The 25,773-nt window shown below is 66.2% G+C and carries 16 protein-coding genes and 1 pseudogene; 3 read left to right on the forward strand and 14 right to left on the reverse strand.

Features of this window, described 5'->3' with window-relative positions; genetic code table 11:
- Nucleotides 1-42 precede the first annotated feature (42 nt).
- On the forward strand, nt 43-1,161 hold the full coding sequence (locus IHV84_RS16580; RefSeq protein ID WP_198847683.1) for a glycerophosphodiester phosphodiesterase: 1,119 nt from the start codon (nt 43-45) through the stop codon (nt 1,159-1,161).
- A gap of 91 nt (nt 1,162-1,252) precedes the next feature.
- Here the strand turns inward: IHV84_RS16580 and IHV84_RS16585 are convergent, their stop codons facing one another.
- On the reverse strand, nt 1,253-2,326 hold the full coding sequence (locus IHV84_RS16585; protein ID WP_198847684.1) for a recombination-associated protein RdgC: 1,074 nt from the start codon (nt 2,324-2,326) through the stop codon (nt 1,253-1,255).
- Between the two features lie 351 nt (nt 2,327-2,677).
- Between IHV84_RS16585 and IHV84_RS16590 the strand changes: the two genes are divergently transcribed.
- Together IHV84_RS16590 and IHV84_RS16595 are read left to right on the forward strand one after the other, a co-directional pair.
- Entirely contained in the window at nt 2,678-3,232 is a 555-nt protein-coding gene (locus tag IHV84_RS16590; RefSeq protein WP_198847685.1) for a Spy/CpxP family protein refolding chaperone, read from the forward strand.
- Nucleotides 3,233-3,328: 96 nt separating this feature from the next.
- Entirely contained in the window at nt 3,329-3,589 is a 261-nt protein-coding gene (locus IHV84_RS16595) for a hypothetical protein (protein ID WP_198847686.1), read from the forward strand.
- Between the two features lie 764 nt (nt 3,590-4,353).
- Here the strand turns inward: IHV84_RS16595 and IHV84_RS16600 are convergent.
- The 13 genes and pseudogenes from IHV84_RS16600 to dinG all read right to left on the reverse strand — a co-directional run bounded on the left by IHV84_RS16600 (nt 4,354) and on the right by dinG (nt 25,657).
- The gene (locus IHV84_RS16600) at nt 4,354-8,058 is read right to left on the reverse strand and encodes an EAL domain-containing protein (protein ID WP_370541312.1); all 3,705 of its coding nucleotides are present in this window, start codon (nt 8,056-8,058) and stop codon (nt 4,354-4,356) included.
- A gap of 413 nt (nt 8,059-8,471) precedes the next feature.
- Nucleotides 8,472-8,903: pseudogene (locus tag IHV84_RS20835) on the reverse strand (GAF domain-containing protein); the annotation flags it as partial.
- 226 nt (nt 8,904-9,129) lie between these two features.
- Complete coding sequence (locus IHV84_RS16605; RefSeq protein WP_198847687.1) at nt 9,130-10,239, reverse strand: 3-deoxy-7-phosphoheptulonate synthase; 1,110 nt, start codon at nt 10,237-10,239, stop codon at nt 9,130-9,132.
- A gap of 48 nt (nt 10,240-10,287) precedes the next feature.
- Entirely contained in the window at nt 10,288-10,791 is a 504-nt protein-coding gene (locus IHV84_RS16610; RefSeq protein WP_198847688.1) for a C40 family peptidase, read from the reverse strand.
- A gap of 138 nt (nt 10,792-10,929) precedes the next feature.
- On the reverse strand, nt 10,930-12,618 hold the full coding sequence (gene leuA, locus IHV84_RS16615; RefSeq protein ID WP_198847695.1) for a 2-isopropylmalate synthase: 1,689 nt from the start codon (nt 12,616-12,618) through the stop codon (nt 10,930-10,932).
- Nucleotides 12,619-12,980: 362 nt separating this feature from the next.
- The gene (locus IHV84_RS16620; protein ID WP_198847689.1) at nt 12,981-14,888 is read right to left on the reverse strand and encodes a bifunctional diguanylate cyclase/phosphodiesterase; all 1,908 of its coding nucleotides are present in this window, start codon (nt 14,886-14,888) and stop codon (nt 12,981-12,983) included.
- Nucleotides 14,885-15,427: a YfiR family protein gene (locus tag IHV84_RS16625; RefSeq protein ID WP_198847690.1), complete on the reverse strand. Its 543-nt coding sequence runs from the start codon at nt 15,425-15,427 to the stop codon at nt 14,885-14,887. The genes IHV84_RS16620 and IHV84_RS16625 overlap by 4 nt, the downstream gene beginning before the upstream one ends.
- 3 nt (nt 15,428-15,430) lie before the next feature.
- Nucleotides 15,431-17,443: a TonB-dependent siderophore receptor gene (locus IHV84_RS16630; protein ID WP_233100080.1), complete on the reverse strand. Its 2,013-nt coding sequence runs from the start codon at nt 17,441-17,443 to the stop codon at nt 15,431-15,433.
- Nucleotides 17,444-17,758: 315 nt separating this feature from the next.
- Nucleotides 17,759-21,418: a WG repeat-containing protein gene (locus tag IHV84_RS16635; protein WP_198847691.1), complete on the reverse strand. Its 3,660-nt coding sequence runs from the start codon at nt 21,416-21,418 to the stop codon at nt 17,759-17,761.
- Nucleotides 21,419-21,598: 180 nt separating this feature from the next.
- Nucleotides 21,599-22,285: a PolC-type DNA polymerase III gene (locus IHV84_RS16640; protein WP_198847692.1), complete on the reverse strand. Its 687-nt coding sequence runs from the start codon at nt 22,283-22,285 to the stop codon at nt 21,599-21,601.
- Nucleotides 22,286-22,395: 110 nt separating this feature from the next.
- Nucleotides 22,396-22,899 (reverse strand): pyridoxamine 5'-phosphate oxidase family protein, encoded by a 504-nt coding sequence (locus IHV84_RS16645; protein ID WP_142082616.1) that lies wholly within the window; start codon nt 22,897-22,899, stop codon nt 22,396-22,398.
- Between the two features lie 164 nt (nt 22,900-23,063).
- Nucleotides 23,064-23,432, reverse strand: coding sequence for a zinc ribbon domain-containing protein YjdM (locus IHV84_RS16650; RefSeq protein WP_198847693.1), 369 nt, complete (start codon nt 23,430-23,432; stop codon nt 23,064-23,066).
- A 50-nt stretch (nt 23,433-23,482) separates the two neighbouring features.
- Nucleotides 23,483-25,657 (reverse strand): ATP-dependent DNA helicase DinG, encoded by a 2,175-nt coding sequence (dinG, locus tag IHV84_RS16655; protein ID WP_198847694.1) that lies wholly within the window; start codon nt 25,655-25,657, stop codon nt 23,483-23,485.
- Nucleotides 25,658-25,773 lie beyond the last annotated feature (116 nt).

The raw sequence follows: 25,773 nt of genomic DNA on the forward strand, positions 1-25,773 counted from the left end.
GCCGCGAATATCTTTTGTTTTCTACAAAACGAGGAGAAGCGTATGCAAGTTCGAAAAGTACTGCTGGCCATGGCGGCCACGGTGGTGATGACCACAGCCTGCGGCGGCAGCGACACACCCGCCTGGCCCCCCACCCCCACCGTGATTGCCCACCGCGGGGCTTCGGCATTGCGGCCCGAACACACGCTGGCGGCATACCAAAAAGCGATTGACGACGGCGCCAACGTCATTGAGCCCGACCTGGTCATCACCAAGGACGGCGTGCTGGTAGCCCGCCACGAGAACGCGATTGCCATCCTCAACGCCGACGGCAGCGTGCGCGAGGCCACCACCGATGTGATGGACCGCCCCGAGTTTGCCGCCCGCAAGACCACCAAGACCATCGATGGCACGGCCATCACCGGCTGGTTTGTGGAGGACTTCACCCTGGCCGAACTCAAGACCCTGCGCGCACGCGAACGCATTCCGGCCATTCGCCCGGCCAATGTGGCCTACAACGGCCAGTTCGAAGTGCCCACGCTGCAGGAAGTGATCGACCTGGCCAAGGCGCAGTCCACCGCCAAGGGCCGACTCATCGGTATCGCGCCTGAAACCAAGCACCCCAGCTTCTTCCAGTCGATTGGCATGCCGCTGGAGCCCGCACTGCTGGCCGTGCTGACCAAGAACGGCTGGAACAGCAAGGATGCGCCCGTGTACGTGCAATCGTTCGAAGTGGCCAACCTGAAGGCGCTGCGCAAGCAAAGCACGGTGCGTCTGGTGCAGTTGCTGTCCAACGGCGGCCGTCCCTATGACTTCACGGCCTCAGGCAACCCCCAGACCTACGCCAACATGGCCACGGCCGCCGGGCTCAAGGAAATTGCCACCTATGCCGATGTGGTGGGCGCACACAAGGACCTGGTCATCCCCGTGAAAGACGGTGCCCTGGGCACCCCCACCACGCTGGTGAAAGACGCCCACGCGCTGAACCTGGCTGTGCACATCTGGACACTGCGGCCTGAAAACGCCTTCCTGCCCGCCGCCTACAAAAAGGCCCCCACCACGGACAACACCGTGCGCGGCGACAGCGTGAGCGAGATTCAGACCTTCCTGAAGGCCGGTGTGGATGGCTTCTTCACCGATGACTCGGCCGTGGGCCGCCTGGCGGTGGACAGCCTGAAGTAAACCGCTGCGCTTCCCCCCATGAAAAATGCCGAGGTCACCCTCGGCATTTTTGTTGGCGCACCGGCCGCGCGCCAGGCCTCAGAACCTGCTCTCAGAACGGCGCCGATTCCGGGTCGGTATCCACCGGTGCAGTGGCCGGGCCAGTGACCACGCCCGCACCCGACTTGCGGGGGGGCAGCGTGGCAGCTGCCGTAGCGGGTGCGGCGGTTGCAGGCGCTACTTTGGGAGCCGCTGCAGGGCCACCCGCCGCAATGGCTTCGGCCGCGCTGGCCACGCCGCTTTCGGCTTCGCCGCCCAGGGCTTCGATCAGGTCGGGGATGAGCTTGACCAGCTCGCCCGTGGCAATCGCCACATCGGTGTCAAAACCGCCGTCATCGGCCTTGGTGCCTTCAAACACCGTGTCCAGAAAAGCCACCTTCTTGAGCTGCATGCCTTCGGTCAGCATGAACGAGACGCGGTCGTCCCAGGTCAGCGCCAGCTTGGTGGGCAGCTTGCCAGCGGCAATGTGGGCCTGGATTTCTTCGATATCGAGCGGGTGGCGCGCATAACGCACCACGGCCTTGGCTTCGTCCGCGCTTTTGAGCTCGCACTCGCGGTCAATGCTGAAGCCCACGGGCGGCTCTTGCGTGGCCAGCCAGTGCGCCATGGAGGCCTGGGGGCTGGTCTGCGTGCTGATGAGCGATACCGCGAGGCCGGGCAGCGAATCGACCAGCAGGCTCACCACCTCATCGGCACGGCCCTGGGAGGAGGTGTCCAGCACCAGCAGGCGCGATTCGGTGTCAATCCACACCCACATGCTGCCCTGCTTGGTGAAAGCCATGGGCAGCAAGTCCAGCTTGGCTTCTTCCTTCAGTTCCTTGCTTTCCTTCTTGCCGGGCTTGCGGCCGGTTTCCTGCTCGATGCGGGCGGCCTTTTCCTTCACGCGGCGGTTGAGCACCGAGCCGGGCAGCACCTTGGACTCGACCATGAAACGCAAAATCCACTGCCCGCCCACCGATTCGGCCAGCGCGCCATGCTGCTCACCGCGCGGCGGCACCCAGCCCAGCGATTTTTCCTGGGTGGCCCCGCACTCCATGAAAGGGGCCTTGGCCAGGGCTTCTTCCACCTGCACCAAATCCGCCTGCCAGCCGGGGGCAATGCGGTACACGATCATGTTCTTGAACACGGAAATCCTTCGCTTCGTTGTCTGACTGGGGGTAATTGTCGGCGCTGGCGCGGGCCCCGCCGGCCTACGCGCCAAACAGGGTCGCCGCGCCGAACCCTAATGATATCCACAGCCTGCAGCAATCGCTATCAATTCAATAGCTGCTTGCGCTTTCTTGGATTCGCCTGGAGGCACTTTCTGGCACAAAACTTCCGCGGCTCCACCCGCGCGCCGTACACCCCGGCTTGTCACAACTTTACACAGGCTTCAATCCTGCTCACGCAGGCGATACATGGGCGGCGCACACTGGCTTCAACCGCTGCAACGGTCGTTGTGGCGGAGAACTTCACCCCCTGTGAAAGGACTGATTCCATGACCGCTGCATTTTCAAGCCGCCGCTGGGTAGCCACCGCCGTGCTGGCCGCACTCACTTTGCCCGCCCTGGCCCAAACCCAGGCTCCTGCACCCGCTGCCGCACAGGCCGCCAGCGCCCCCGCCCGCAAGACCGGTGACATGGCGCAGCGCTACCAGGAACGCATGGCCCAGCGCCAGGCCGCCCTGAAAGAAAAACTCAAGCTGACCGCCGCCCAGGAAAGCGCCTGGACCCAGTTCACCGCCGCGATGCAACCCGGCGAGCGCCCCGCCCGCCCCGACTTCAAGGAACTGGACAAGCTCACCACCCCCGAGCGCATTGACCGCATGCGCGAAATGCGCGCCCGGCACACCGCCCAGGCCGACAAGCGCGATGAAGCCGTGAAAACCTTCTACGCCGCCTTGAGCCCCGAGCAGCAAAAGACGTTTGACGCCGAATTCCACCGCCAAGGCCCCGGCAAGCACCGGGGTGGGCGCGACCACGGCGGCATGCACGGCCACCACCACGGCCCCGATGGCCACGGCGGCCGCGGCCCAGGCGGCCCCGCACGCTGATCTGGCGCATCACCCACCCCTGGGGGCCATTCCCGCCCCCAGCAGCCCGCAATCCGCCCGGATTGCGGGCTTTTTTCATGGTGCTGGCAGCAGCCTGTGGATAAAGCTGTGCTTTCCGGCAGAGCAACTACCCAGTTATCCACACAAAAATCCGCCGCGTCAAAGTTGTTGTCTGTCAGCCAGCAATTTCATACAGACCAGCGCACATGGTTTTTTGCAACGCAAGTGCGCGCAGACATTGGGAAAAATGCAGTTGTCCACAAAAAAGGTGTTGCTCTACTACTACTGCTATTTCAATATAAAGCTTTTAAAGAACAACCTATCAACCGCCGGAAGGCAAACCGGGCAGGGTTGTGAATACCTGAAACGTGGCAGGGCGGTGTGCTGGGTGTAGAAAAAAGGGTGAACTGGCCGGCGCATGGGGTGGGCTTGCCCGCACGAACCTGGACAAACGCGGGCGGGTGCACCCTTTTTTTTGCGGCAATGCCCCCTTTTGCTATTAAAAAATGAGCTGATAGCGCTTGCTGGTAAAGCGCTAGCCTGCGTTTTGGCTGAAAACAGGCGTTGCCGATGCGGTGCTGCATAAAACTGGGGATATTTCTGGCACAAGTGCTGGCTTATCCACAGAAAAAGTCGATGTGCCCGTTTTGTCCCCGCTGGCGTGACAGCGCCAACAGGGTTCGGCGCACAGGGTTTGCATCCACGCAAGTGCTTGTGGTGCAAAGGAAAAAAAGGGTTGTCCACACCCAGGGCCCTGCTCTACTACTACGACTATGTTTTTATAAAGACATTAAAGAAGAAGACAGAAGAACAACCGGGAACCCGCAGCGCAGGCCCATGCGGTACACCGGGTAGGCGCTGGCGATGGAAAAGACAGGAAACCCCGGCGTTGGCAGCCAGGTGTGGGGGTTCTGGTGCGGTGCCGGGGCCTTCAAAGGCCGTCAGGCAGCCCACAACGCGTTGCATGACATCAACGGCTGGGGGGGTGGCGCTGCAATGGCGCAGTCCGCGCAAGGCCCCTTGGCGGGGCTGGAGGAGCTGGGCAAGTGGCGCGCACGGCCCAAGAAGACAAAAGCTGTGGGCGCGGCGGGGAAAACCGGCACAGGGTGCCGACAACACGCTCAGCCCTTCAGGGCTTGCGTGAGGAAGGCTTCGAGGTCTGCCACAGGCAGCGGTTTGCTGAACAGGTAGCCCTGGTACAGGTCGCAACCGGCCTCGCCCAGCGAAATGCGCTGCTCTTCGGTTTCGACCCCTTCGGCGATCACGTCCAGCCCCAGGCTGCGCGAGAGCCCGATGATGGTGTGCACGATGGCGGCGTCGTTGGGGTCGGAGAGCACGTCGCGCACAAAGCTCTGGTCGATCTTGAGCTGATCGAGCGGCATGCGCTTGAGGTAGCTCAGTGAGGAATAGCCGGTGCCAAAGTCGTCCAGTGAAAAACCCACGCCATAGGCGCGCAGGGCTTCCATGGTGGCGATGGTGCTTTCCATGTCTTCCACCAGCACGCTTTCGGTCAGTTCCAGCTTGAGCTGGCCGGAAGGCGCTCCTGTGATGGCCAGCACGCGCGCCACATCGTCCACAAAGGTGGGGCTGCGGAACTGGCTGGAGCTGACGTTCACGGCCATGGTCAGGTCGCGGCGCAAGGGGTCGTTCTGCCAGCTGGCCAGCAGCTTGCAGGCGTGGTGCAGCACCCAGCGGCCCAGCGGCACGATCAGCCCGGTTTCTTCAGCCAAGGCAATGAAGTCGGAAGGCGGCACCATGCCGCGCTGGGCGTGGTTCCAGCGCAGCAGTGCTTCCACGCCCGCAATCGCCCCGCTTTGGCGCAGCTGGGGCTGGAAGTGCAGGAAAAACTCGTCTTGCGCCAGGGCCGCGCGCAGGTCGGCCTCCAGCGCTGCGCGCGCCGTCACCACGGCCTGCATCTGCGGGTCAAAGAACCGCAGGGTGTTGCGCCCTGCAGCTTTGGCCTGGTACATGGCCAGGTCGGCCTGCTTGAGCAACTCGCTCACGGTAGTGGACTCGGTGCCGGTGAACGGCGCAATGCCAATGCTGGGGGTGCTGCGGTATTGGTAGCCCTGCAACGGGTACGGCATGGACAGCGTGGACAGGATTTTTTCACCCACGCTGCGCGCCTGCAGCACCAGGTCGTCGCCCGAGGCGCTGAGTTCTTCGAGCATGACCACAAACTCGTCGCCGCCCAGGCGTGCCACGGTGTCCACGCTGCGCACGCAGTGGCCCAGCCGCTTGGCCACTTGCTGCAGCAGCAAATCGCCCTGGTCGTGGCCCAGGGTGTCGTTGAGTTGTTTGAAGTTGTCCAGGTCGATGAACAGCAGCGCCCCGCCCTGCTGGTGGCGCTGGGCGGCAGCCAGGGCGTGGTGCATGCGATCCATCAGCAGCATGCGGTTGGGCAGGTGGGTCAGCGGGTCGTAAAAGGCCAGGCGCTGGATTTCGCGCTCGGTGGCCTTGCGCTGGGTGATGTCAGTGTTGATGGCCAGGATGGACTGGGGCTGCCCGTCTTCGCCGCGCACCAGGGTCCAGCGCCCTTCCACATCGATGGTGCGCCCGTCACGGTGGCGCTGCACCAGCTCGCCCGTCCATTCGCCGTGTTCAAGGGTGGCTTCGGTGCCCCGCAGGAAGGGCGTGGGGTCTTCGTACAGCAAGGTCTGCACCGACTGGCCCAGTACCTGCAGCTGCGTCCAGCCGTACATGCGCTCGGCGCTTTTGTTCCAGTAGATGATGCGGTGCTCCAGGTCGCGCACAAGAATGGCGTCCTGCGCCTTGTCCAGCAGCGACGCCTGGTGGCGGATGCGGGCATCGGCCGCCTGGCGCTCGATCTCTGCCGAGGCCCGGGCCGCAAAAATCTGCAGGGTGGAGGTGACAAAGTCCGGGTCGGTCAACGCCTGGCGGAACAGCACGAAAATGGCGCCAATCACCTGTCCGTCGGTACTGCACAGCTGCTGGCCCGCACAGGCGCGGGCTCCGATCTTGCCGCCCAGGTACGAGTGCGGGTAATGCTGCAGCACATGGTCGGCCACCACGTATTGCCGCTGCGTCAGCAGCTGCATGCTGGGGGAGCCTTCCATGGGCAGGTCGAAGGCGGGCTGCTCCACCCCGTCAATGACAGTGGCCAGGCTGATGGCGCGGGGTGGCTGGCCAAGGGGCTGGCTCATGCGCATCACGCCGCCGACCTGCGCGCCCAGCGCCTCGGCCATGTTGGTGGCCAGCTGCACAAAAAATGCCGTGCCGGTGCTGGCCGACACCGCCGCCGCCACCTTGATGACCGAGTCCAGAATGCGCTGCTGCGCCTTGTGGGCACGCAAGCTGGTGATGCCGAACGCCAGGTCGTTGGCCAGGTCTTGCAGCAGCGCCGTTTCCTGCGGGCTGATGTGCAGGATTTCGGGGGCGTACAGGTACAGCAGGCCAAAGGTCTTGCCCTGCTCGCGCAGGGGCAGGCAAATCACGCCGTGAAAACCGTTGTCGAGCATGCGCTGGGTCCAGTCGCCCAGGTCGTTGCTCTTGCGCAGGTCGTGCACGATCACGGGCTGGCCGCTGCGCACCGCCTGGCCGGCCGGCCCTTGGCCGGTGGGGCTGTTTTCGTCCCAGGTCGGGCGTACTTTGTCCAGGTATTCGTGTTGGTAGCCAGCATGGGCCACGCGGGCAATCGTCTTGTGTTCGTCGTCGTGGGCGAAGCCCGCCCAGCCCATGCGGTAGCCGCCAATGTCCACCGCGATCTGGCAGATGGCCTGCAGCAAGGCAGATTCAGACGTCGCACGCACCAGGGTTTCGTTGCAGGCACTCAGCAGCTTCTGGGCACGCGCCATGCGAGCAATCTCGCGTTCGGCCCGCAGCCGCTCGGTCACATCCACCGCCAGCACCTGGCGGGCGGCCACGCCGTTGAAGCTGATGCTGCCCGCAGTCACTTCTGCGTCAAACAGGCTGCCGTCCATGCGCAACTGCAGGCATAGCGACGGCACATGCCGACTTTCTGAGGCCGTGGCCTGCACGATGGACCGCACGTTCTCACGCTCCGAAGCAGGAAACAGGTCCAATAGCGTCAACTGCAACGCCTCGGCTTCGGTATAGCCGTATTGCAAAAGCATGGCCCGGTTCACCGCCAGCAGGCGCAGGCTGGCGCTTTCGTACACCCACATCGGGTGCGGGTGCTCGTTGAACATCAGGCGGTACTGCCGCGCAGACGCTTCAAGCTGGCTGGTCACATGCCGCAGTTGTACCGTGGTGCCGAGTGATTCGGTGAGTATTTCCAGCCGGTTCACATCGTTGCGCGAAAAGGCATCGGGCTGATCGGAGGTGACCTTGAGGCTGCCCACGATGTGGTTGCCCGCGCGCAGCGGTGTGGCCATCACCGAGCGAACGCCCCAGCGGTGCGGCATGGAGCCCATGTCCCAGCCCGCCGCCTGGGTGTCGTTGCACCACACCGTGCGGCCTTGGTGCAGCGCAGGCCACAAGATGCTGTCGTGTACCGACAGCAGGTTGCCTTCAGGGCGCACCATGTCGCCCACCGACGCCTTGGCCACCAGTTGCTCGGCCTCCAGCAACTCGATCATGGCCCCGCGCGCGGCCGTCTGCTGTTGCACGGTGTGGGCCACCAGCCGCAGGGCGTCGGGCAGCGCCATGTCCAGCGACGAGATTTGCTGCTGCACCTGCAGCAGCTCGGCGTGGTGCTGTGCGTTGCGCTGGGCCTGCATTTCGGCCTGGTGCTGCGCAGAGATGTCCTGGAACGCGCCTTCGACCCGCACGATCCGGCCCGCTTCATCGCGCACGGCATGGCCGCTGGTGCGCACCCACAGCCGCTGTCCTTGCGGCAGCGGCACCTCGGCCACCTCGTCCAGGTCGCGCCCGGTTTGTATGCAGTTAGCAAAGGCCTGCTGCATCCGTTCGTGAAAGGGGGCTGGAAGGCTTTCAACACCTCGTCCAGCGCGTACGTGGCAGGGCGGTCTTCGCTGGTGGACTCTTCTGCGCGGCGCATGCCAAATGTGCTGGCAATGCCGGAAGACAGCGTGAACGCCCGGCTGGGCAGTTCCATCACCCAGCCACCCAGGCGCGCCACGCGGCCCGCGGCCTGCAGCACGTTGTTTTGCGCTTGCAGCGCGGCACGCATCTGTTCGCGCTCTTGCAGCGCCAGGGACAGCTGCAGTTTTTGCTTGCGCAGTTCCAGCTGGTCCATGGTCTGGCGGGCCAGCATCTGCAGCGCTTGCAATTCCTCCGCCGCCAGCCCCCGGCAGCGTGTGTCCATCACCGCCAGGGTGCCCAGGGCATGGCCTTCGTCCGTGACGAGGGGGATGCAGGCGTAAAAGCGGATGTGGGGCTCACCCACCACCGAAGGGTAGGTGGAAAAAATGGGGTGCCGGGTCGCGTCTTCCACCACGGTGGGCTGGTGCGGGTTGCGCAAGGCGTGGTCGCAAAACGCCACGGCGCGCGGCGTTTCGCGCATGGGCACGCCCACGGCGGCCTTGAACCACTGCCGCTCGGCATCCAGAAAATTCACCACCGCCATGGGCACGCTGCACAGCCGTGCCGCCAGCACGGCCAGCTGGTCGAAAGAATCTTCGTGGTCAGTGTCCAGGATTGCGTACTCTGCCAGCGCCCGCAGCCTGGCGGCATCGGCGGAGGGCAGGCGTGAGGACTGCAACGCGGCCATGGTCACACAGACCTCCATGGGGATGGCGTGCGGTGTATCGGCAGTGGTCGATCAGAAAAATTCACCAGCATGGAATGGCCTGGGCCCCGCCAGGAAAGGATGGACAAGCTCGGGGGCGCTCGGCGCCAATGCTACACCTTGCAACAAGTGCGCGCGCACATTGGGGCTGGCAGACGCTGTGCCCGTTCCTGGCCCTCTTGTTCCCTTCAGCCTGTGAGGTGGGTGGGCAGCCCCAGCCCTGCGCTTATGCCGCTGCGCGTTGGGCCCGGCGGGCGCGCACGGCGGCGGCCAGTTCCTGCAGCACCGGCACGGTCTGGGCCATGCTGATGCAGGCGTCCGTCACCGACACGCCTTTTTGCAGCGCCTGGCCGGGCACGATGTCCTGGCGGCCTTCCTGCAGGTGGCTTTCAATCATCAATCCGGTGATGCGGTGGTCGCCCGCCGCAATCTGGCCAGCCACGTCTTGCGCCACGGTGATCTGGCGCTGGTGCTGCTTGCTGCTGTTGGCATGGCTCACGTCGATCATCACCTGCTCGCGCAGGCCAGCGGCCTTGAGCACAGCGCAGGTGGCATCCACATCGGCGGCGCTGTAGTTGGGTTGCTTGCCGCCGCGCAGGATCACGTGGCAGTCCTGGTTGCCGCGGGTTTCAAAAATCGCGGCCTGGCCCATCTTGGTCATGCCCATGAAGGCGTGCGAGGCCTGCGCGGCCTGGATGGCGTCGCTCGCCACTTTCACGCCACCGTCGGTGCCGTTCTTGAAGCCCACGGGGCAGCTCAGGCCGCTGGCCAGCTGGCGGTGGCTCTGGCTCTCGGTGGTGCGCGCGCCAATGGCACCCCAGCTCACCAGGTCGCTGATGAATTGCGGCGACAGCAGGTCCAGAAACTCGGTGCCCACGGGCAGGCCGGTGGCCAGCACATCCAGCAGCAGCTTGCGCGCCAGCTCCAGCCCTTCGTTGATGGCGAAGCTGCCGTCCAGGTGCGGGTCGTTGATGTAGCCCTTCCAGCCCACGGTGGTGCGGGGCTTTTCAAAGTACACGCGCATCACCACCAGCAGGTCGTCCTGCAGCGCATCGGCCTGCACCTTCAGGGCATGGGCATATTCCATGGCCTGGGCGTGGTCGTGGATGGAGCACGGGCCCACCACCACCACCAGCCGGTCGTCCTGCCCGTGCAGCACGCGCGAGATGGCGGCGCGGCTCGATTCCACCAGCGCCAGCGCGGCTTCGGTGGGCGGCAGCCACTCTTGCAGCAGCGCGGGCGTGATGAGCGGGCGCACGGCCTTGATGCGCGTGTCATCAATGCGCGTGGTGTCGTGGGTGGAAACGGGGGTGGCGGAGCGGTGTGCGTGGGTCATGCCCCCGATTGTCGCGCGGCGCGGCGAAGCAGCTCAGGGCGGCCGAATTCAGGGCCTGCGAAACGAGGCGTTTTGCTTCGCCCAGTACTTGGATTCCAGGTGGTCCATGCGCACCTCGCCGCCGGTGGAAGGCGCATGCACGAAGCGGCCTTCGCCCACGTAGATGCCGGCGTGCGAAGGGTTGCGGCCCCGGCCAAACACCACCAGGTCGCCGGTGCGCCGTTCGCTGCGGTCAATCACCTGGCCCCAGCTGCTCAGTTGCGCCACGGTGCGTGGCGGCGCGGAGCCCACCTGGTTGCGGTACACATAGCCAATGAGCCCGCTGCAGTCAAAGCCCGAGTCCGGTGTGTTGCCCCCGTAGCGGTAGGGCGTGCCCACCAGCCCCAGGGCGTGGATGGCAATGCCGTGGGCCTGCTCGTCAGACAGCGTGGGCGCTGCCGAGCGCTGTGTGGGCCAGCCCCCCGTGGCGCTGGGCGATGGGGTGGGTGGAGTGCTGCAACCGACCAGGGCCACAGTGGCCGCCAGCAGCAGTGAACAGGAAAGGGCTCGCATGGGCCGAAGGGTAACGGATGCCGTGGGCCCTTGCCAATCCTGCGGGGGGCTGCAGGGTTATTGAATAAAAAAAGGCTGCAGCGCTTGCTGGATAAGCGCTGGCAGCTATGTTTTATATAGCAAAAAAAGGCCGATGGTTCAGGCGTGCGCAGCAGCAGCAGCGCCAGCCTGGTGCGGCAGCCGTTGTGCCAGGCGGTTGGCCACGCTCACGATGGCGTTGACCGATGCGGTCACGATGTTGTGGCTCATGCCCGCGCCAAAGGTGGCACCGTTCACGCCCTCCATGGCGGCTTCCACAATGGCCAGCGCCTGCGCGTTGGCACCGCTGCCGGTGGCGCGTTCTTCGTAGTGGTCCACGCGCAGCGGCAGGCCCAGGGCGTCCACCGTGGCGGCAATGGGGCCGTTGCCCTGGCCGCGCAAGGTCTGGCGCACGCCCTGCACCGTCACGTCCAGCTCAATGCCCTGGCCGTCTTCGTCCAGCCGGTGGCTGTGGCACACCACGGCGGGTGCGGCCGGGGCGCGCAGGTAGGTGGCCTGGAACAGTTCCCACAGTTGCGCGGCGCCCATCTCGGTTTCGCTCGCGTCGGTGTGGCGCTGCACCACGGCGCTGAACTCCACCTGCATGCGGCGCGGCATCACCACGCCGTGTTCGCGCTCCAGCAAGAACGCAATGCCGCCCTTGCCCGACTGGCTGTTCACGCGGATCACGCTGTCGTAGGTGCGGCCCAGATCGGCCGGGTCGATGGGCAGGTAGGGCACTTCCCACAGCGCATCCGGGTCTTGCGCCGCAAAGCCTTTCTTGATCGCATCCTGGTGCGAGCCTGAGAACGCGGTGAACACCAGGTCGCCCGCGTACGGGTGGCGCGGGTGGATGGGGATACCCGTGCATTCCTCGGCCACGCGTGCCACGGCGGTGATGTTGGAAAAATCAAGCTGCGGGTGCACGCCCTGGGTGTACAGGTTCAGCGCCATGGTCACGATGTCCATGTTGCCGCAGCGCTCGCCGTTGCCAAACAGGCAGCCTTCGACGCGCTGGGCGCCCGCCATCACGGCCAGCTCGGCGGCGGCCACGCCGGTGCCCCGGTCGTTGTGGGTGTGTACCGACAGCACGATGTGCTCGCGCGGGCTCAGGTGGCGGTCCATCCACTCGATCTGGTCGGCAAACACGTTGGGCGTGGCGTTTTCCACCGTGGTGGGCAGGTTGATGATGATGGGGCGGCCGGGCCCGGCGTTCCACGCGGCAATGGCGGCCTGGCAGGCCTTGAGCGAAACATGCAGCTCGGTGGCGCTGAAGGTTTCGGGGGAATACTGCAGCGTCCATTGCGTTTCGGGCCGCGCATCGGTGAGCTGCTTGAGGTAACCCACATGGTGGGTGATGAGCTGCATCACCTGCGTGACGTTCATGCCGAACACCATGCGCCGCCAGGCGGGCGCGGTGGCGTTGTACAGGTGCACGATGGCGCGCGGTGCACCTTTGACCGCTTCAACGGTGCGCGCAATCAGGTCTTCGCGCGACTGGGTCATGACCATGAGGGTCACGTCCTCGGGGATGAGGTCTTCGTCAATGAGGCGGCGCACGAAGTCAAAGTCGGTCTGCGAGGCGGCCGGAAAGCCGACCTCGATTTCCTTGAAGCCGATGCGTACCAGCTCCAAAAAGAGCTTCATCTTGCGTTCGCCGTTCATGGGCTCAAACAGCGCCTGGTTGCCGTCGCGCAGATCGGTGGAAAGCCAGCGCGGCGCGCGGGTGATGCTGCGGCTGGGCCACTGGCGGTCGGGCAATGCCACGGGGGCCATGGCTTGGTATTTGGTGGCGGGTTTGGCGATCATCATGGCAAGGCTCCACTTCGGTGGTGCCGGGCTGCGGTAGCACGCTCTGGGTGCGTCATTGGCAGCAGCCCCGGCACGGGTCATCAGAAACAAATCGGATGACGTCCCCTGCAGCCCCTTGCGCATGGCACAAGAGCTGGTGTGGGGGCCGGGGTCAGGGGGATGTCGGGTGGTTCAACGGCTGCGCGAGGTGGCAGCCGGGTGTGCGAACGCGTGCAGACCCCGGCCAAGCACTAGTAGGCTTAGCGATAGTGGGGACAGGCGCAGGGTGCGTTGCATAGGTGGGAGATGCTAGCACCGGCTCCTGGGCATGGTGCCTTGCGGGCGGTGCAAGGTCATGCGCAGTGACACATGCAATGCCGTCAGTGCGAAGCCTGCAGCTCCACAAACTGCTGCACGGGCATGGGCCGCGCAAAGGCATAGCCTTGCAGCACATCGCAGCCCTGCTCCACCAGGTACTCGGCCTGTTCCAGCGTTTCCACGCCTTCGGCGGTGACTTCCAGCCCCAGGCCGTGCGCCAGTGCCACGATGGCGGTGACGATTTTGCGGCTGTGCTCTTGCGCGGGCAGGTCGCGCACGAAACTGCGGTCGATCTTCAGGCGCCGCATGGGGAGCTGGCGCAGGTAGGCCAGCGACGAATACCCGGTACCAAAATCGTCAATCGCCAGGTGGATGCCGAGCTGGCTCAGGCGGTGCAGCGTGTACGCGCCGGCTTCCATGTTTTCCATCAGCACGGTTTCGGTCAGCTCGATCTCCAGCAAGTCGGCAGGCAGCTTCTCTTCGCGCAGGATGTCCATCACCTGCTCCAGAAACTGCGGGTCGCCCAGCTGGCGGGCCGAAATGTTCACGGCCACGCGCAGTGGGTGGGCGTGTCTGCCCTGCCAGCGCGATGCGTCACGGCACGCCGTGCGCAGCACCCAGTAGCCCAGCGGCACGATGAGGCCGCAGTCTTCCGCCACTGAAATCGCCTCCAGCGGGGGCACGTTGCCCAGCTCGGCATGCGTCCACCGCAGCAGGGCTTCGGCGCCCACCAGGGCTTTGTCGCGCGCGCTAAACAGCGGCTGGTAATGCAGCGCCAGGCCGTGGCCGCCTTCCAGCTCGGCGCGCAGCGCTTGCTCGATCGCCTGGCGGCGCACCATGGCCTGGTTCATCGACGCGTCAAAGCGCACGCAGCGGTTCTTGCCCAGCTCCTTGGCGCGGTACATCGCCGTGTCTGCGTTGCTGACCAGGGCATCCATGTCCGGAGCGTCGTCGGGAAAGGACGCAATGCCGGCGCTGCACGTCACGTTCACCTGCTGACCGGCTTCGGTATAGGGGAGCTCAAAGACGCTGATGATCCGCTCGCCGTACTGACTCAGGGCCTCGTCATCCATGTTCTGGCGCAGGATCACGGCGAATTCATCGCCACCCATGCGCGAGAGGCTGTCGCTGCGGCGCATCACCGACTGCAGGCGGCTGGCCACCTGGCGCAGCAGCCCGTCGCCCGCTGCGTGGCCGAAGGTGTCGTTGATCGTCTTGAAGTTGTCCAGGTCGATGTACACCAGAGCCACCCGCTGGTCCGTGCTGCGTGCCAGTTCAAGCTCTGCGGCCAGCCGCTCGTTGAAGGCATGGCGGTTGTTCACGCCGGTGATGGCATCGGTGTGGGCCAGCACCTGCAGGCGGTTTTCGGCCTCGCGCACCACTGCGCGGCTGCGCAGCACAATGGCCGTGGCCAATGCCATCACACAGGCGGCGATGAGCGAAGCGCTCAGAAAGCGAAAGCCCAGGCGCTTGTACACAGCCTCCATCGACTTGCGCACGTACAGGGTGCCCACTTCGGCATCCGCGCCGTGGATGGGGTGCGTGATCTCCAGCATGGTCCACCCGGCGCGCTCGGCAATGCTGTCCATGCCCGTGGCGCGCAAGGTGGTGGGGAAGTGGGGGTCGCGCGAGCGGGCGTAGTGTGCAAACAGCACGCCGTCGCGGTCATACACACCGGCACTGAGTACCATGGACGATGAGCGCAGTGCAGTCAGCATCTCGGTGGCGGTTTCGGTGTCGCGGAACACCACGGCGGCCGAGACGTTGTCGGCCACGATGGCGGCCTCCACGGCGCTGTCTTGCAGCATGGAGGCGCGTGCACTCCAGTAATCCACCGCCGTGAGCGCCAGCACCACCGTGAGCAGTGCCAGCCCAGCCGTCCAGATGCCCGTGACGACCAGCTTGGACGACAGCAGCAGCGGCTGCAACTGCAGGGCCACGGTGGATGTGGGGGATGCCTTGCTTTTCATCGGGAGCCTTTGGCCAGGCGCAGCAGCCGGGAACTGATGGTGAGGCCGGCCTTGGTGGCCGCTTCGGGGTGGATGTGGAACACCACGCGCCCTTCGGATTGCGCCAGCACGATCACGATGTCGGGGTCCACAAACGTCATGTCGTCGGCAATCGTCAGCACGCCGTGGCCCTGCGGTGCGGCCCGCAGAGCGCGCAAGACACGTTCGGCATCAGGGTTGTGCACGATCAGGGCTTCGCACTCCGGCAGGGTGGCGGCTTCCAGGTGCCGGATCTTGATGGTCTGGCCCCGGGTGGTCTGCTTGTTTTCCAGCGCCGTGAGCGAGCGCTTCAACGGGCTGAAAGGCGATACACAGACGGTGAACTCGTTGCCGCTTCCCTGCTTTTCGGGCCATTCGATGAACTGGATGAAGTTGAAGATGTAGGCCGCCTTCAGGTCCTGCTCTGCCACAGGCTCTGCGCTGTGCACCGCAGTCCAGGCGCCGCACAGCAGGCCCAGCCACCACAGTGGCTTGCCGCAGGAGCGCAGGAAGGTGTGCATGGCTCAGAACGCGTAAGTGAGCTTCACGCGGAAGGTGCGCCCGTCCTGCCGCAGGGCGTCGTCCCGTATTTCCAGCGATGTGGCGCTGTAATGCCGCTGGTTGAACAGGTTGTAGATGCCCAGCGACACATCCACCTGCGAGATGCGCATGGAATAGTTCACATTGGTGAGGAGGTGCCCCGGCAGGTTGGTTCCTCTGGAGGTGCTGCGTGGCCCCACGCCAATGGCTTCGATGGCATAACGGCCCCGGCCCCAGGCGCTGGTGGGGGCTGCGCTCACCGTGTCAGACCACTGCGCTTTGAGCAAATGGCGGGGCGAGTTGCTCAGCGTGCCATCCACGGAAGAGTCGCGCGCCTTTTGCCAGCCATACACCAGGCGCAGGCGCTGCCCGGCTTGCCAGCGCTGCTCCAGCTCGGCTTCCACGCCGTGCACTTTGACCGAGCGCGTGTTGTCCAGCAGGAAGCGGTCGATGCTTGCTGCAGCGCTCATCGAAATGAGGTCTTTCACTTCAGAGCGGAAGGCCGTCAGCAGGTAGCGTGTGCCGCCGGAGGGGGCGTGCTCCAGCGCCAGCTCGGTGGTGCGCACACGCTCCGAGCGGACATGCGGGCTGTCCACAATGCCGCCGGGCATGTCCACGCGGTAGTCGCGCTCGTATGCGTTGGGTGGCCGGTAGGCGGTGCCGTGCAGCAGCTTGATGGCGGTGGCCGGGTTCCACCAGTACACCAGCCCCAGCCGCGGGTTCAGCGTGCCGGAGCTGCCCGTCTGCTTGCCCCAGCGCAGGCCGGTGTGCAGCGTCAGGTTGGGTTGCAAGGCGAATTCGTCCTGCACATACACGCCTGCCACGTCGCCTGTGCGCCGGGCGTTCAGGTACTCGGCCGGTGGGTCCAGGTCGGCGTTGGTCTGGGTGATGCGCGTGTCGCGCCGGTAGTCCAGGCCCCACACCAGCTTGTGGCGTGCCAGGGCGGTGCTCACCCACTGCAATTCGCCGCCCCACCACTGCCCGGTGCCCACGTCGCGGTTGATGGTGAGCGGTGGGTAGTCGTACACATAGTCGCCCACGTACTGGTAGCGCGCTGCGTGGGCACGGCCGGTGAAGGCCAGCGTGGGCGAGACCTGCGCGGTGTACTCGGCTGCCAGGCGGGTGCTCTGGTCGGTGAACTGGGAGCGCGGGTCGTTGAACACCTGCGAGAACGCGGCCGTGGGCACGCCCTTGTGGCGCTCGGCATGTGCCAGGGTCAGCGCCAGGCCATCGCGGCGCATGCGGGCAAACAGCTGGGTGCTGCGGTCAAAGTCCAGCCCCTGGGCCACGCCGTGGTTGCTGTTGGGGGCGTCGTAGCTTGGGAAGTAAAGGTCTGCGCCCCGGCGCGTGGCCCGGGTGGCTGCCACCAGCCAGTCGCCGCCGTAGGCATCCACGGTGCCCACCGACAGGCGCGCCTTGGCACTGCCCTGGCTGCCCGCTTCCACAGCCACCTGGGGCCCGGGCAACTGGCGCCCGTCGCGCGTGATGACGTTGACCACGCCAAAGAAGGCGTTGGCCCCGTACACCGCCGAGCCCGGCCCGGAGACAAACTCCACCCGCTCGATCAGGTCCAGATCTATCGGGAAGTCGGTGCCAATATTGGCCTGGTCGTAGAGGTTGTCGTTGAGCCGCACCCCGTTGACCAGCAACAGCACGCGCGTGTTGTAGTCGCCCGGCGTGGCAAAGCCCCGGGTGCCCAGGTAGTGGTAGGCGCGGTCGTAAGACACATACAGCCCGCGCATGCTGGCCAGCACCTCGGCCAGTGAGCGGTAGCCAAAAAGGCGGATGTCCTCGGCGGTGACCACGCTGACGGTCGCCGGGGCTTCTAGCGCGGTTTGTGCGTAGCGGCTGGCGGTGGTCACCTGCATCTGCATCAACTGTTCCAGTGGCAGATCGACCATGTCTGCCTGCGCATAGGCGCTGGTGATGCCAGCGAGCAGCCAGGAAATGACCAGGGGCCGCAGCGTGCGCTGGCGAGGGGGTGAGCCTCGTTTCATGGGCGTTGCACAGTCAGTGGCTGGCCGGGGGTCTGTCAAACAGAGTCAAACAGGGCGGCTGGCTAGTAGAAAAACATTTTTATCAAAATTTTCAAAATTGTAGCAAGTGACCCGTGCGTGCCTTGCTGCATACCCGTGTTGTAACTGAATGTGGGAGGCTTGCCGCGAATGCAGGCCCCAGTAGCCACAACTTAGGGATGGCTGAGAGGAACGCGTTTTTAGGCGAAAAGCGCTTCTAACGCTTGTGGGTCAAGCGCCAGCAGCTATCAAAATGATACTGATTTGTGCCACCGGCCGCCGCAAAGCGGGGCGCAGTCAGCTGCTGGTTTGCCGGGGGTGGCCGAGCGCGCGCGCGGCCTTGCGGTACAGCGGGCACCACACCACCAGGTACAGCACCACCGCGCTGGCGGCCAGGGTCAGGCTGGGGCGGGTGGCCTCCCAGGCGAATTGCCAGGCCCAGTAGGCGTCGGCAAAGCCCACCAGCACAAAGGTGCCCAGCCCGGCTTCGGACCCTTCGGCCAGCCACACGGCCACCGACACGGTGGTGTGCAGCGCCACGGCCAGCAGGCTCAGCAGGGCATGCAGCGCAGACGCGGCCAGCGGACGCTGTTCCAGCCAGTGCACCAGACCCCGCGCGCTGGCGGGGTGGCCCACGGCGCTGCGCAGCACGGTGCCCAGCAGCCACCAGGCCCATGGCGTGGCTGCGCGCCCGTGCGGGGTGCCTGGGTATGGGTGGCGCGGGGCTTCTGCGGGGGGCTCTGCGCGGCGCTCTGCTTGCACTGAGCGTGGTGCGGGGATGGCCGGTGCGCTGGCAGCGGGCTGTGCCTGGGTAGCCTGGTCCAGGGCCATGACCATGGCGGGTGGAACGTCCTCAGGCCGCTTCACGCCCACGCGCAGTGCCACGGCGTAGTGGGCGGGCGTCATCAGCCGCTTGGGCACCCAGCGCACCGTGGCAGGGTCCGCTGCCAGGGCTGCGTCCACCATGGCGGGGGTGATGCGCGCACGCGGCATATCGGCCAGGGTTTGCGGGTGCAGCGCCAGCTGGTGGATGAGGGTGGCTTCGTCGGCATGGCCCATGTGCCAGCGCGCCAGGGCGGTGAGCCAGCCCGTGTCTTCTGTGGGGCCCCATGCGGGCCGGTAGGGCGACTGCAGCGACAGCACGCTGCAGGCCGCCAGCGCCGCCAGCGCGGTGTGGCCCAGCGCCTGGTAGGCGCGGGCCAGCACGTAGTGGGCGTGCTGGGGCGCTGGCACATGCGGCAGGCCCCGCAGGGCGTCGGCAATGGCCGCCTGGGGTTGGTTCACGGCCAGTTGGGCCCAGGCCCGCGCCACATGCCAGGCGCTGCCCTCGCGAGGTGCGCCCTGCTCGCGGGCGCGGTCCAGGTCGTTGTCGATCAGCGCGGTGGTCACTGCCACGGCCAGTTCGGTAGGCACCTGGGGGAACATGTCGGGCTGGTCTTCCAGCGCGGCCACGCACACTTCCAGGCTGCGCAGTGGCGGGGGAATGTCTTGCAGCGTCAACCCGTTCGCCTGTGCCGATGCCAGGCACAACGCTGGCGTGACCAGTTCTGCAGGCACATGCCGGATGAGGCGGCCGTTGGCGTGCAGCACGGCGCGCTGGGCCAGCGCGGGCGTGATCTGGCTGGGGGCCAGGTGCGCCAGGTTGGCGATGTCAGCGTCCAGCGCCGCCTGCTCCAGGGCATCGGTGCGCAGCCAGCGGGGCACATCGCACAAAGGCACACCGGCCCGTACCGCGTGCAGCGCCTGTTCTGGCGTGAGCAGGCAGCCCCACACGGGCGCCGTGGGCTGCGCCAGGGGCTGGGTGCAGCGCTCATCCCGCGCGTCCCAGGTGGGGTCGCCCGCGTACAGTTCGCGGGCCAGCAGCAGGGCGTCGCGGGTCATGCAGTGGGGCGGGATCTGCACCGCCACCTCCACACCCCGGCGCAGCAGGGCCTCCAGCCGCGCAGGGGTTTGCAAGGCAGCAGGCACCTGGGCCAGTGCGGCGGGGTGGGCTTGCAGGGCAGCATCGACCATGGCGTCGTCCAGCCACGCGGCGGGCATCTGGCCCAGGGCTTGCGGCTGGTTCAGCACAGTGGCCAGCCACGCTGCGCGGGTGGTGGGCGCCTCGGTGCTTTCTGCCTCCTTGGCGGTGTCCAGCAAGGGGGCGGCGGTGTGCGCCAGCACCGCATCGCGCGCGTGCTGTGCGGCCAGCAGAGCGTCCACGCTGGGGGCGGCCATCAACCACAGCGACCACCAGGCGCCGCTTTCGTCGGCACCGGTCTGCGGGTAGAGGCTGATCCACAGCGCATTCGCTTCCGGCAGGTGCACCCACTCGCCGCTGGTGGGGCTGGGGGCCAAGGGGGTTTGCAAAGGCCGCCGCCATGCGGCCAGGGGCGTGCCCAGGCTCTGCGCGGGCGCTGCGTGTTCGGGGTCGGGGTCGGCCACGCCCCACTGCGCTTGCAGGTGCTGCACCAATGCCTGCCGGGCGTGGGCCAGTGCGTCGTGCAAGCTTGCCTCCATGAACGGGTAGGCCTTGCGCTGTGCTGGGCCCAGGTGGGTGTGCACCACGCGTTGCTGGGCCAGGGGCTGTGCTGCGTATGGCTCTTGCGCCTGGGCCCATGCGTGCAGGCGGCTTTCGGCTTCGTGTGCCAGTGCCGTGGCGGCGGGGACGATGTGGTCCAGGCCTTCCAGGTGTTCCAGCCAGTCTGCCGCGTGGGGCTGGAAAAACGCGCGTGGCGCGCGGTGGCTGGCGGCGACTGGGCTGCGCCACAGAATCTGATCTTGCGCGTTGCAAAAAATGACTTGTCCGCCGTCATAACGGGCGCGCCAAACCACCTGCCCTTCCCTGTCGATCCACACCACCTGCCCATCGCTGGCCAGAAAGGGCACCAGCGCGGTGTCGGGCTGGGTGGGGGGAATGGAGCCATCGCTCTGCGTCAGCGGCTCCCGCAGGCCTTGCGGTGCAGGCACCAACCGGCCGTCGGTGTGCAGCAAGCCCCAGGGGTTGGCATCGGGTGATGTCGCACTGGCAAGCCTTGCCACAGCGCATTCCAGCTCGGGCTGAAAGTCGGTGGCGTAGCTCAGCGCCGGGCCTGGCAGCGGGGCGCCGTGCAGGTCAAAAAAACGTGTTTCGTGGGTACGGTCTGCCACCAGCCCGCACGCCATCTGGTGCGACAGGCCCTGCCCGCCCCGCACCGCCACCTTGCCCCGCGTGTTCAGGTAGCCGCAGGGGCCTTCACCCGTGGCGGCGTCGGCGTAGTAGGCCAGCGCTTCGCTGTTGAAGGCATCCATGCGTGCGTGGCAGGGCTGCAGCACCCATTGCCCCTGCGCGTTGATGAGGCCCCAGGTCTTGCCGTTGGCCGACACCGCTGCCACGGCCTGTTCGTCGAAGCTGTGCGCCTGCGCAAAGCGCGGCGCCACCACCCACTGGCCCCGGTGGTCCACATAGCCCCACAGCGGCAGGTCGCGGTCGGGGTCCCAGGGCTGGGCGGGGGCCAGCCCCACCGCGCCAAAGTTGCCCAGGTCGGCAAACGTGGCGGCGCAGGTGAACTGGCCTTGCAGGTCGATGATGCGCCAGGCATGCGGCCCTGTCTTGACGGCAGCCAGGCCATTGCGCAGAGGGCGTGCGTCGTCAAACTGCGGCGCAATCACTTCCTGGCCCAGCAGGTTGAGGTAGCCCCAGCGGCCAGCCCGGCAAAAGCGGGCCACGCCGTCTTCAGTAAAGCCGCGCGCGTTGTCCAGCGTGGGCGGCACCAGCCACTGGCCCTGTTCGTTGATGTAGCCCCAGCCCCCGTCGTGCGCCTGCGCCGCGCTGATGAAGCCGCCGTGCGGCGTGCTCTCAAACTCCACCACCTGGCGCAGCGCGGGCTGGGGCGCGATGGCGCGGTCGGCATGCACGATGAGCAGCGCGTACGCCTGGCGGTCCGCGTCCAGCGGGACCTTGGCCAGGCAGGGCGTTGCCGGGGCGGTCTGGGTCATCGGGTTGGGGTCCTCCGGGCGGCATCGTAGCCAGCGCCCGCCGCCGCCGTGGTAACCATTTGCACCCGTAGGCAAGAACCCGACACCTGGGCACCTCACCCCCAGTGCACCTCACGCCTCAGGCTCAGTGATTTCAATGAAAAAGGCCTCCAGCGCTTATGGGGTAAGCGCCAGCAGCTATCAATTAAATAGCAGAGGTATTTGTGGCGTGGCCGCCATTGCACGGGGGGTTGCTTTCACCGCGCTGGCGGCCTGGGCGTTGTGGGCCTGCCGGGCCAGCCATTGCGCCAGGGTTTTGCGCGTGCAGCGCTGCACGGCTTGCAGCTGCGCAAAGTCGGCGGTGGGCAGCTGCCACTGGGTGGTCAGGTCGTGCTGCATGCGGGCCAGCAGCGCGGCGGCCATCTCGGCATCGGCCAGCGCCCGGTGGGCGCGCTCGGCACGCGGCAGGCCCAGGTGCTGCACCAGCGGCCCCAGCTTGTGCGTGGGGGCATCGGGGTACAGGCGGCGCGACAGCAGCACCGTGCAGGCAAAAGGCTGCGGCGCGGGCACATCGGCGAGTTGCAGCTCGGCCTGCCAGAACTTGCTGTCAAACGACGCGTTGTGCGCCACCATGGGCGCCTTGCCCACAAAGCGCGCCGCATCGCGCATCACGGCGTCAGCACTGGGCGCATCCTGAAGCATGGCGTTGCTGATGCCCGTCAGCTCGGTGATGAAGGGCGGAATCCACGCCCCGGTTTTCATCAGGCTTTGAAAACGGTCCACCACCTGGCCGCCCTCCAGCAGCACGATGGCCACCTCGGTCGCCCGCGCACCCTGGCTGGGCGACATGCCGGTGGTTTCAAAGTCGATGACAGCAATGGGGGGCATGGGGGAAGGCAGGCAAACGCAAGGGGCTGGCCCCAAGGGTACAACGGCCGGCCTTCGGCCCGGCGGGCGGGGTGTGCAGGGGCGCTGTCCGCCCCGGTGGGCTCGTCGCCTCAGGGCATCGCCAGTTCCTTGTGCTCACCCAGGCTGCGCGGTGGTTCGCCGCTAACCACGGCCTTGGCCATCTTGAACAGCTGGGTGATCTTGGCTTCGTCCACATCCCAGTACTCAGCGTGGCGCACGCGCACCACCAGCAGGGCCAGGTCCGGGTCCGACACGCCGCCTGGGAACCAGGCCTGCGCAGCGGGCGACCACAGCGCTTCTTTCAGCGCCATGTCGTCTGAAAAACGTGCCTGGCCTGACAGCGAAACATAGCTGTCTGCGCTGGGGTCGGCATACGAGACATTGACCTCCCCGTCGGTGAGCAGGCGCTCGTACAGCTCGCCCGATTGGGGAATGAAGAAATACAGTTCGCCCTTCTCATCCACCTTGCGGTTCTGCGTGGTCAGCGGGTGGGCGTGCAGCATGCCCGATGACGTGCGGTGGGTGAGCATGGCGAAACGAATGTCTTTGATGAGCTTCCAGAGCGTTTCGTGGGCGGGGGAATCGTGTGTCATGGGCAGGTGCCTCCAGCGGTGTCAAAGGGATGGTGCGTGGCGATGGCCAGGCACTTCAATGCACTGTAGGAGGCAGCGCGGCGCAGCGGCGTCGGCAGCCCGCGCGCCTGCCTGTGGGGCGTTGTCTGACACCTGCGCACACCCCGTGGCAGTGGCCTGCGCTGTCAGGCCTTCTTCAAAAACTCTGACTTCAGCAGCATGCTGCCCAGGTCCGTTTTGCAGTCCACGTTGTGGCCGTCGGCCCCATCGACCAAGCGGATGCTCTTGATCTTGGTGCCCTTCTTGAGGGTGGACGACGAGCCCTTGACCTTGAGGTCTTTCACCAAAATCACCGCGTCGCCATCGGCCAGCGGGTTGCCATTTGCATCACGTACGGCATCACGCACGATGCCTTCGCCTGCATCGGCGTCGGTGTCTGCCGTGTCGGCCACCTGGGGCCATTCAAACGCGCAGTCGGGGCACACGTAGTTGCTGCCATCGGGATAGGTGTTTTCCAGGCCGCATTGGGGGCAGGCAGGCACGGTGTGGGGCATGGGGTTCTTTCTGGTTGTCGTGGTGAAACGGGGTGGCGACTTTACAGCGCTCACAGCGGCGCGCGTTGCTCCAGCGCAAACGGCGGCAGCCCTTTGAGCAGGCGCTGCCCGTAGCTGGTGCGCGTGAGGCGCTTGTCGTAGCAGTACACATGCGCCATGTCTTCTTCGGTGCGGATGGCGCGGCCCACCCATTGCGCCAGCCGAATCGCCGTGGCGGGCACCACCAGTTCGCTGAACGGGTCGCGCCCCACGGCGCGCAGCCATTCGGCGCGGGCCTCGCCCACGGGGTCGTCGGGCGGGGCAAAAGGCAGCTTGGTGATGAAGACCGATTCGCACAGGCGCCCCGGCAAGTCCAGCCCTTCGCCAAACGACTGCATGCCGAAGATGACCGAGGGCTCGCCGTTCTCCACCCGCTCGCGGTGGCGGCGCAGCAGCTGCGTGCGCGGCAGCGCGTTCTGCACCAGTACCACGCTGCGCATGGCGGTGGGCAGCGCGTCCACCGCCTGGCGCATCTGCTCGCGCGAGGTGAACAGCACCAGCGCGCCGTATTCCACGCGGGCAATGTCGTGCAGCAGCGCATCGACCATTTCGGCAGTGAACTGCGCGGCGTTCTTGGGGTCGGCGCGGGTCTCTGCCGCAATCAGCGTGCCCTGCGCGGCGTAGTTGAAGGGGCTGGGCACTTCCAGTGTTGTGGTTGCCTCGTCGCCATGCAGACCCGCCTCGCGCAGAAAGAAATCAAAGTGCCCGCAGCTGGTGAGCGTGGCTGAGGTGAGCACCGCGCCGCGCACCGCGCTCCACAGGTGGTTGCGCAGCGTGGTGCCAGGCAGGATGGGGCTGGCGTGGGCTTTGACCACGATGAAGTCGCCATCCATCTCCAGCGTGAACCATTTGGCAGCGGGAACAAACGTGTGATCAGCGCCCTCGGGCGCGTCCTGCAGCAGCAGTTGCGCGGTGGCGTGCAGCTCTTCCAGGCGCGGGGCCAGCATGCCGATCTGCGCGTACAGCGTGGACAGGCGCTTGGCCTCGTCCGGCTTGTCTCGCATCTCGGCGCGCAGGGCCTTGCTGATGGCGCGCAGGGCTTCCAGAAAGCCCTCGGCGCTGGCCGCGAGAAGCCCCAACGGTGCAATGAGTGGTTCAGGCAGTTCGCCGCGCGGCACCCGCACGCGCGCCGGGCCCCAGGTGTCCTTCTGGCTCTTGAGCTGGGCGCCATACACGTCCATCACGATGCGCGCCAGGTCTTGCAACGTTTGCCGCAGCTGGGCCGAATGCTTGGGGATGTCGGCAATCTCTTCCACCTCCAGCAGTGCCCCAATGCGCAGGCCCCGGCTGGCAAGGCGCTCGATCCAGGTGATGCGCGACAGGTCCATGCTGCACGCGAATTGATCCAGAGCGGTCGATGGCAGATGGTGGGCTTCGTCCAGCACCAGCAGGCAGTTGTCCAGCTCGGGCAGCACGCGCGCGCCCAGGGACGACAGCAGCAAATCGTGGTTGGCCACGATCACTTGCGCACCCACCAGCTCCTTGCGCTTGTCGTAGTAAGTGCACTGGCTGAAGGCCGGGCAGTGCTTGCCCGTGCACGACGCACCCTCGGCCGCCACGGGGCTCCACACTTCCGGTTCGGGGGGCGTATCGAGGCTGTCGCGGTCGCCATCCCACGCGCCTTTGGCCAGCGTCTGCGCCATCGTGGAATAGAACTGGATGCGCGCCTCGGTCTCATGCCGGGGGCGCTTGGCGCGGGCGGCGGCTTCTTCCTCGGCAAACAGGTCGTCTTCGCCCTCTTCTTCTGCCTCGCCATGGCCTGCGAGGCGGTCGAGCTTGAGCTTGCACACATAGCGCCCGCGCCCTTTGGCCAGCGCAAACTTGAAGGGCTGCGGCATCAGCGCGGCCAATGCAGGCAGGTCCTTGTTGACCAGTTGCTCCTGCAGCGCCACCGTGGCGGTAGAGATCAACACCCGCGTGCCCCGCGCCAGCGCCAGCGCAATGGCGGGTGCGCAATACGCCAGCGACTTGCCCACGCCCGTGCCCGCCTGGATGACGGCGATGGAGCGCGTGGGCGCGGGCTCGCCACTTTCTTCGTCCACCTTGCCCAGCGTGGCGCTGCTGAAGGTGCGCGCCACCTGCTCGGCCATCAGCCTCTGCCCGGCGCGGCTGCGGAAACCTTCGGTGGCGCTGACCACCGCATCAAACGACTGCAGGGCCGCCTGGGCCCATTCTGTAGAAGACATAACCACCTGCTTTGAGGGGTGAGAGTGTGGCACGGCCGGGGAATTTTTACTGTATGCATGCAAGGGGTATCTATTTAGCTCCAGTGACGTGAGAATAGCTGGATGGAAACCCAGAT

This window comes from Acidovorax sp. IB03 (genome assembly GCF_016406015.1).
In the GTDB taxonomy this organism is placed as follows: Bacteria; Pseudomonadota; Gammaproteobacteria; order Burkholderiales; family Burkholderiaceae_C; genus Acidovorax; species Acidovorax temperans.

What these genes read in the sequence shown, in the direction of transcription:
- IHV84_RS16580 (WP_198847683.1), top strand. Translation starts at nt 43, where the DNA reads ATGCAAGTTCGAAAAGTACTGCTGGCCATGGCGGCCACGGTGGTGATG.
- IHV84_RS16590 (WP_198847685.1), top strand. Translation starts at nt 2,678, where the DNA reads ATGACCGCTGCATTTTCAAGCCGCCGCTGGGTAGCCACCGCCGTGCTG.
- IHV84_RS16605 (WP_198847687.1), bottom strand. Translation starts at nt 10,239, where the DNA reads ATGACCCACGCACACCGCTCCGCCACCCCCGTTTCCACCCACGACACC.
- IHV84_RS16610 (WP_198847688.1), bottom strand. Translation starts at nt 10,791, where the DNA reads ATGCGAGCCCTTTCCTGTTCACTGCTGCTGGCGGCCACTGTGGCCCTG.
- leuA (WP_198847695.1), bottom strand. Translation starts at nt 12,618, where the DNA reads ATGATCGCCAAACCCGCCACCAAATACCAAGCCATGGCCCCCGTGGCA.
- IHV84_RS16620 (WP_198847689.1), bottom strand. Translation starts at nt 14,888, where the DNA reads ATGAAAAGCAAGGCATCCCCCACATCCACCGTGGCCCTGCAGTTGCAG.
- IHV84_RS16625 (WP_198847690.1), bottom strand. Translation starts at nt 15,427, where the DNA reads ATGCACACCTTCCTGCGCTCCTGCGGCAAGCCACTGTGGTGGCTGGGC.
- IHV84_RS16630 (WP_233100080.1), bottom strand. Translation starts at nt 17,443, where the DNA reads ATGAAACGAGGCTCACCCCCTCGCCAGCGCACGCTGCGGCCCCTGGTC.
- IHV84_RS16635 (WP_198847691.1), bottom strand. Translation starts at nt 21,418, where the DNA reads ATGACCCAGACCGCCCCGGCAACGCCCTGCCTGGCCAAGGTCCCGCTG.
- IHV84_RS16640 (WP_198847692.1), bottom strand. Translation starts at nt 22,285, where the DNA reads ATGCCCCCCATTGCTGTCATCGACTTTGAAACCACCGGCATGTCGCCC.
- IHV84_RS16645 (WP_142082616.1), bottom strand. Translation starts at nt 22,899, where the DNA reads ATGACACACGATTCCCCCGCCCACGAAACGCTCTGGAAGCTCATCAAA.
- IHV84_RS16650 (WP_198847693.1), bottom strand. Translation starts at nt 23,432, where the DNA reads ATGCCCCACACCGTGCCTGCCTGCCCCCAATGCGGCCTGGAAAACACC.
- dinG (WP_198847694.1), bottom strand. Translation starts at nt 25,657, where the DNA reads ATGTCTTCTACAGAATGGGCCCAGGCGGCCCTGCAGTCGTTTGATGCG.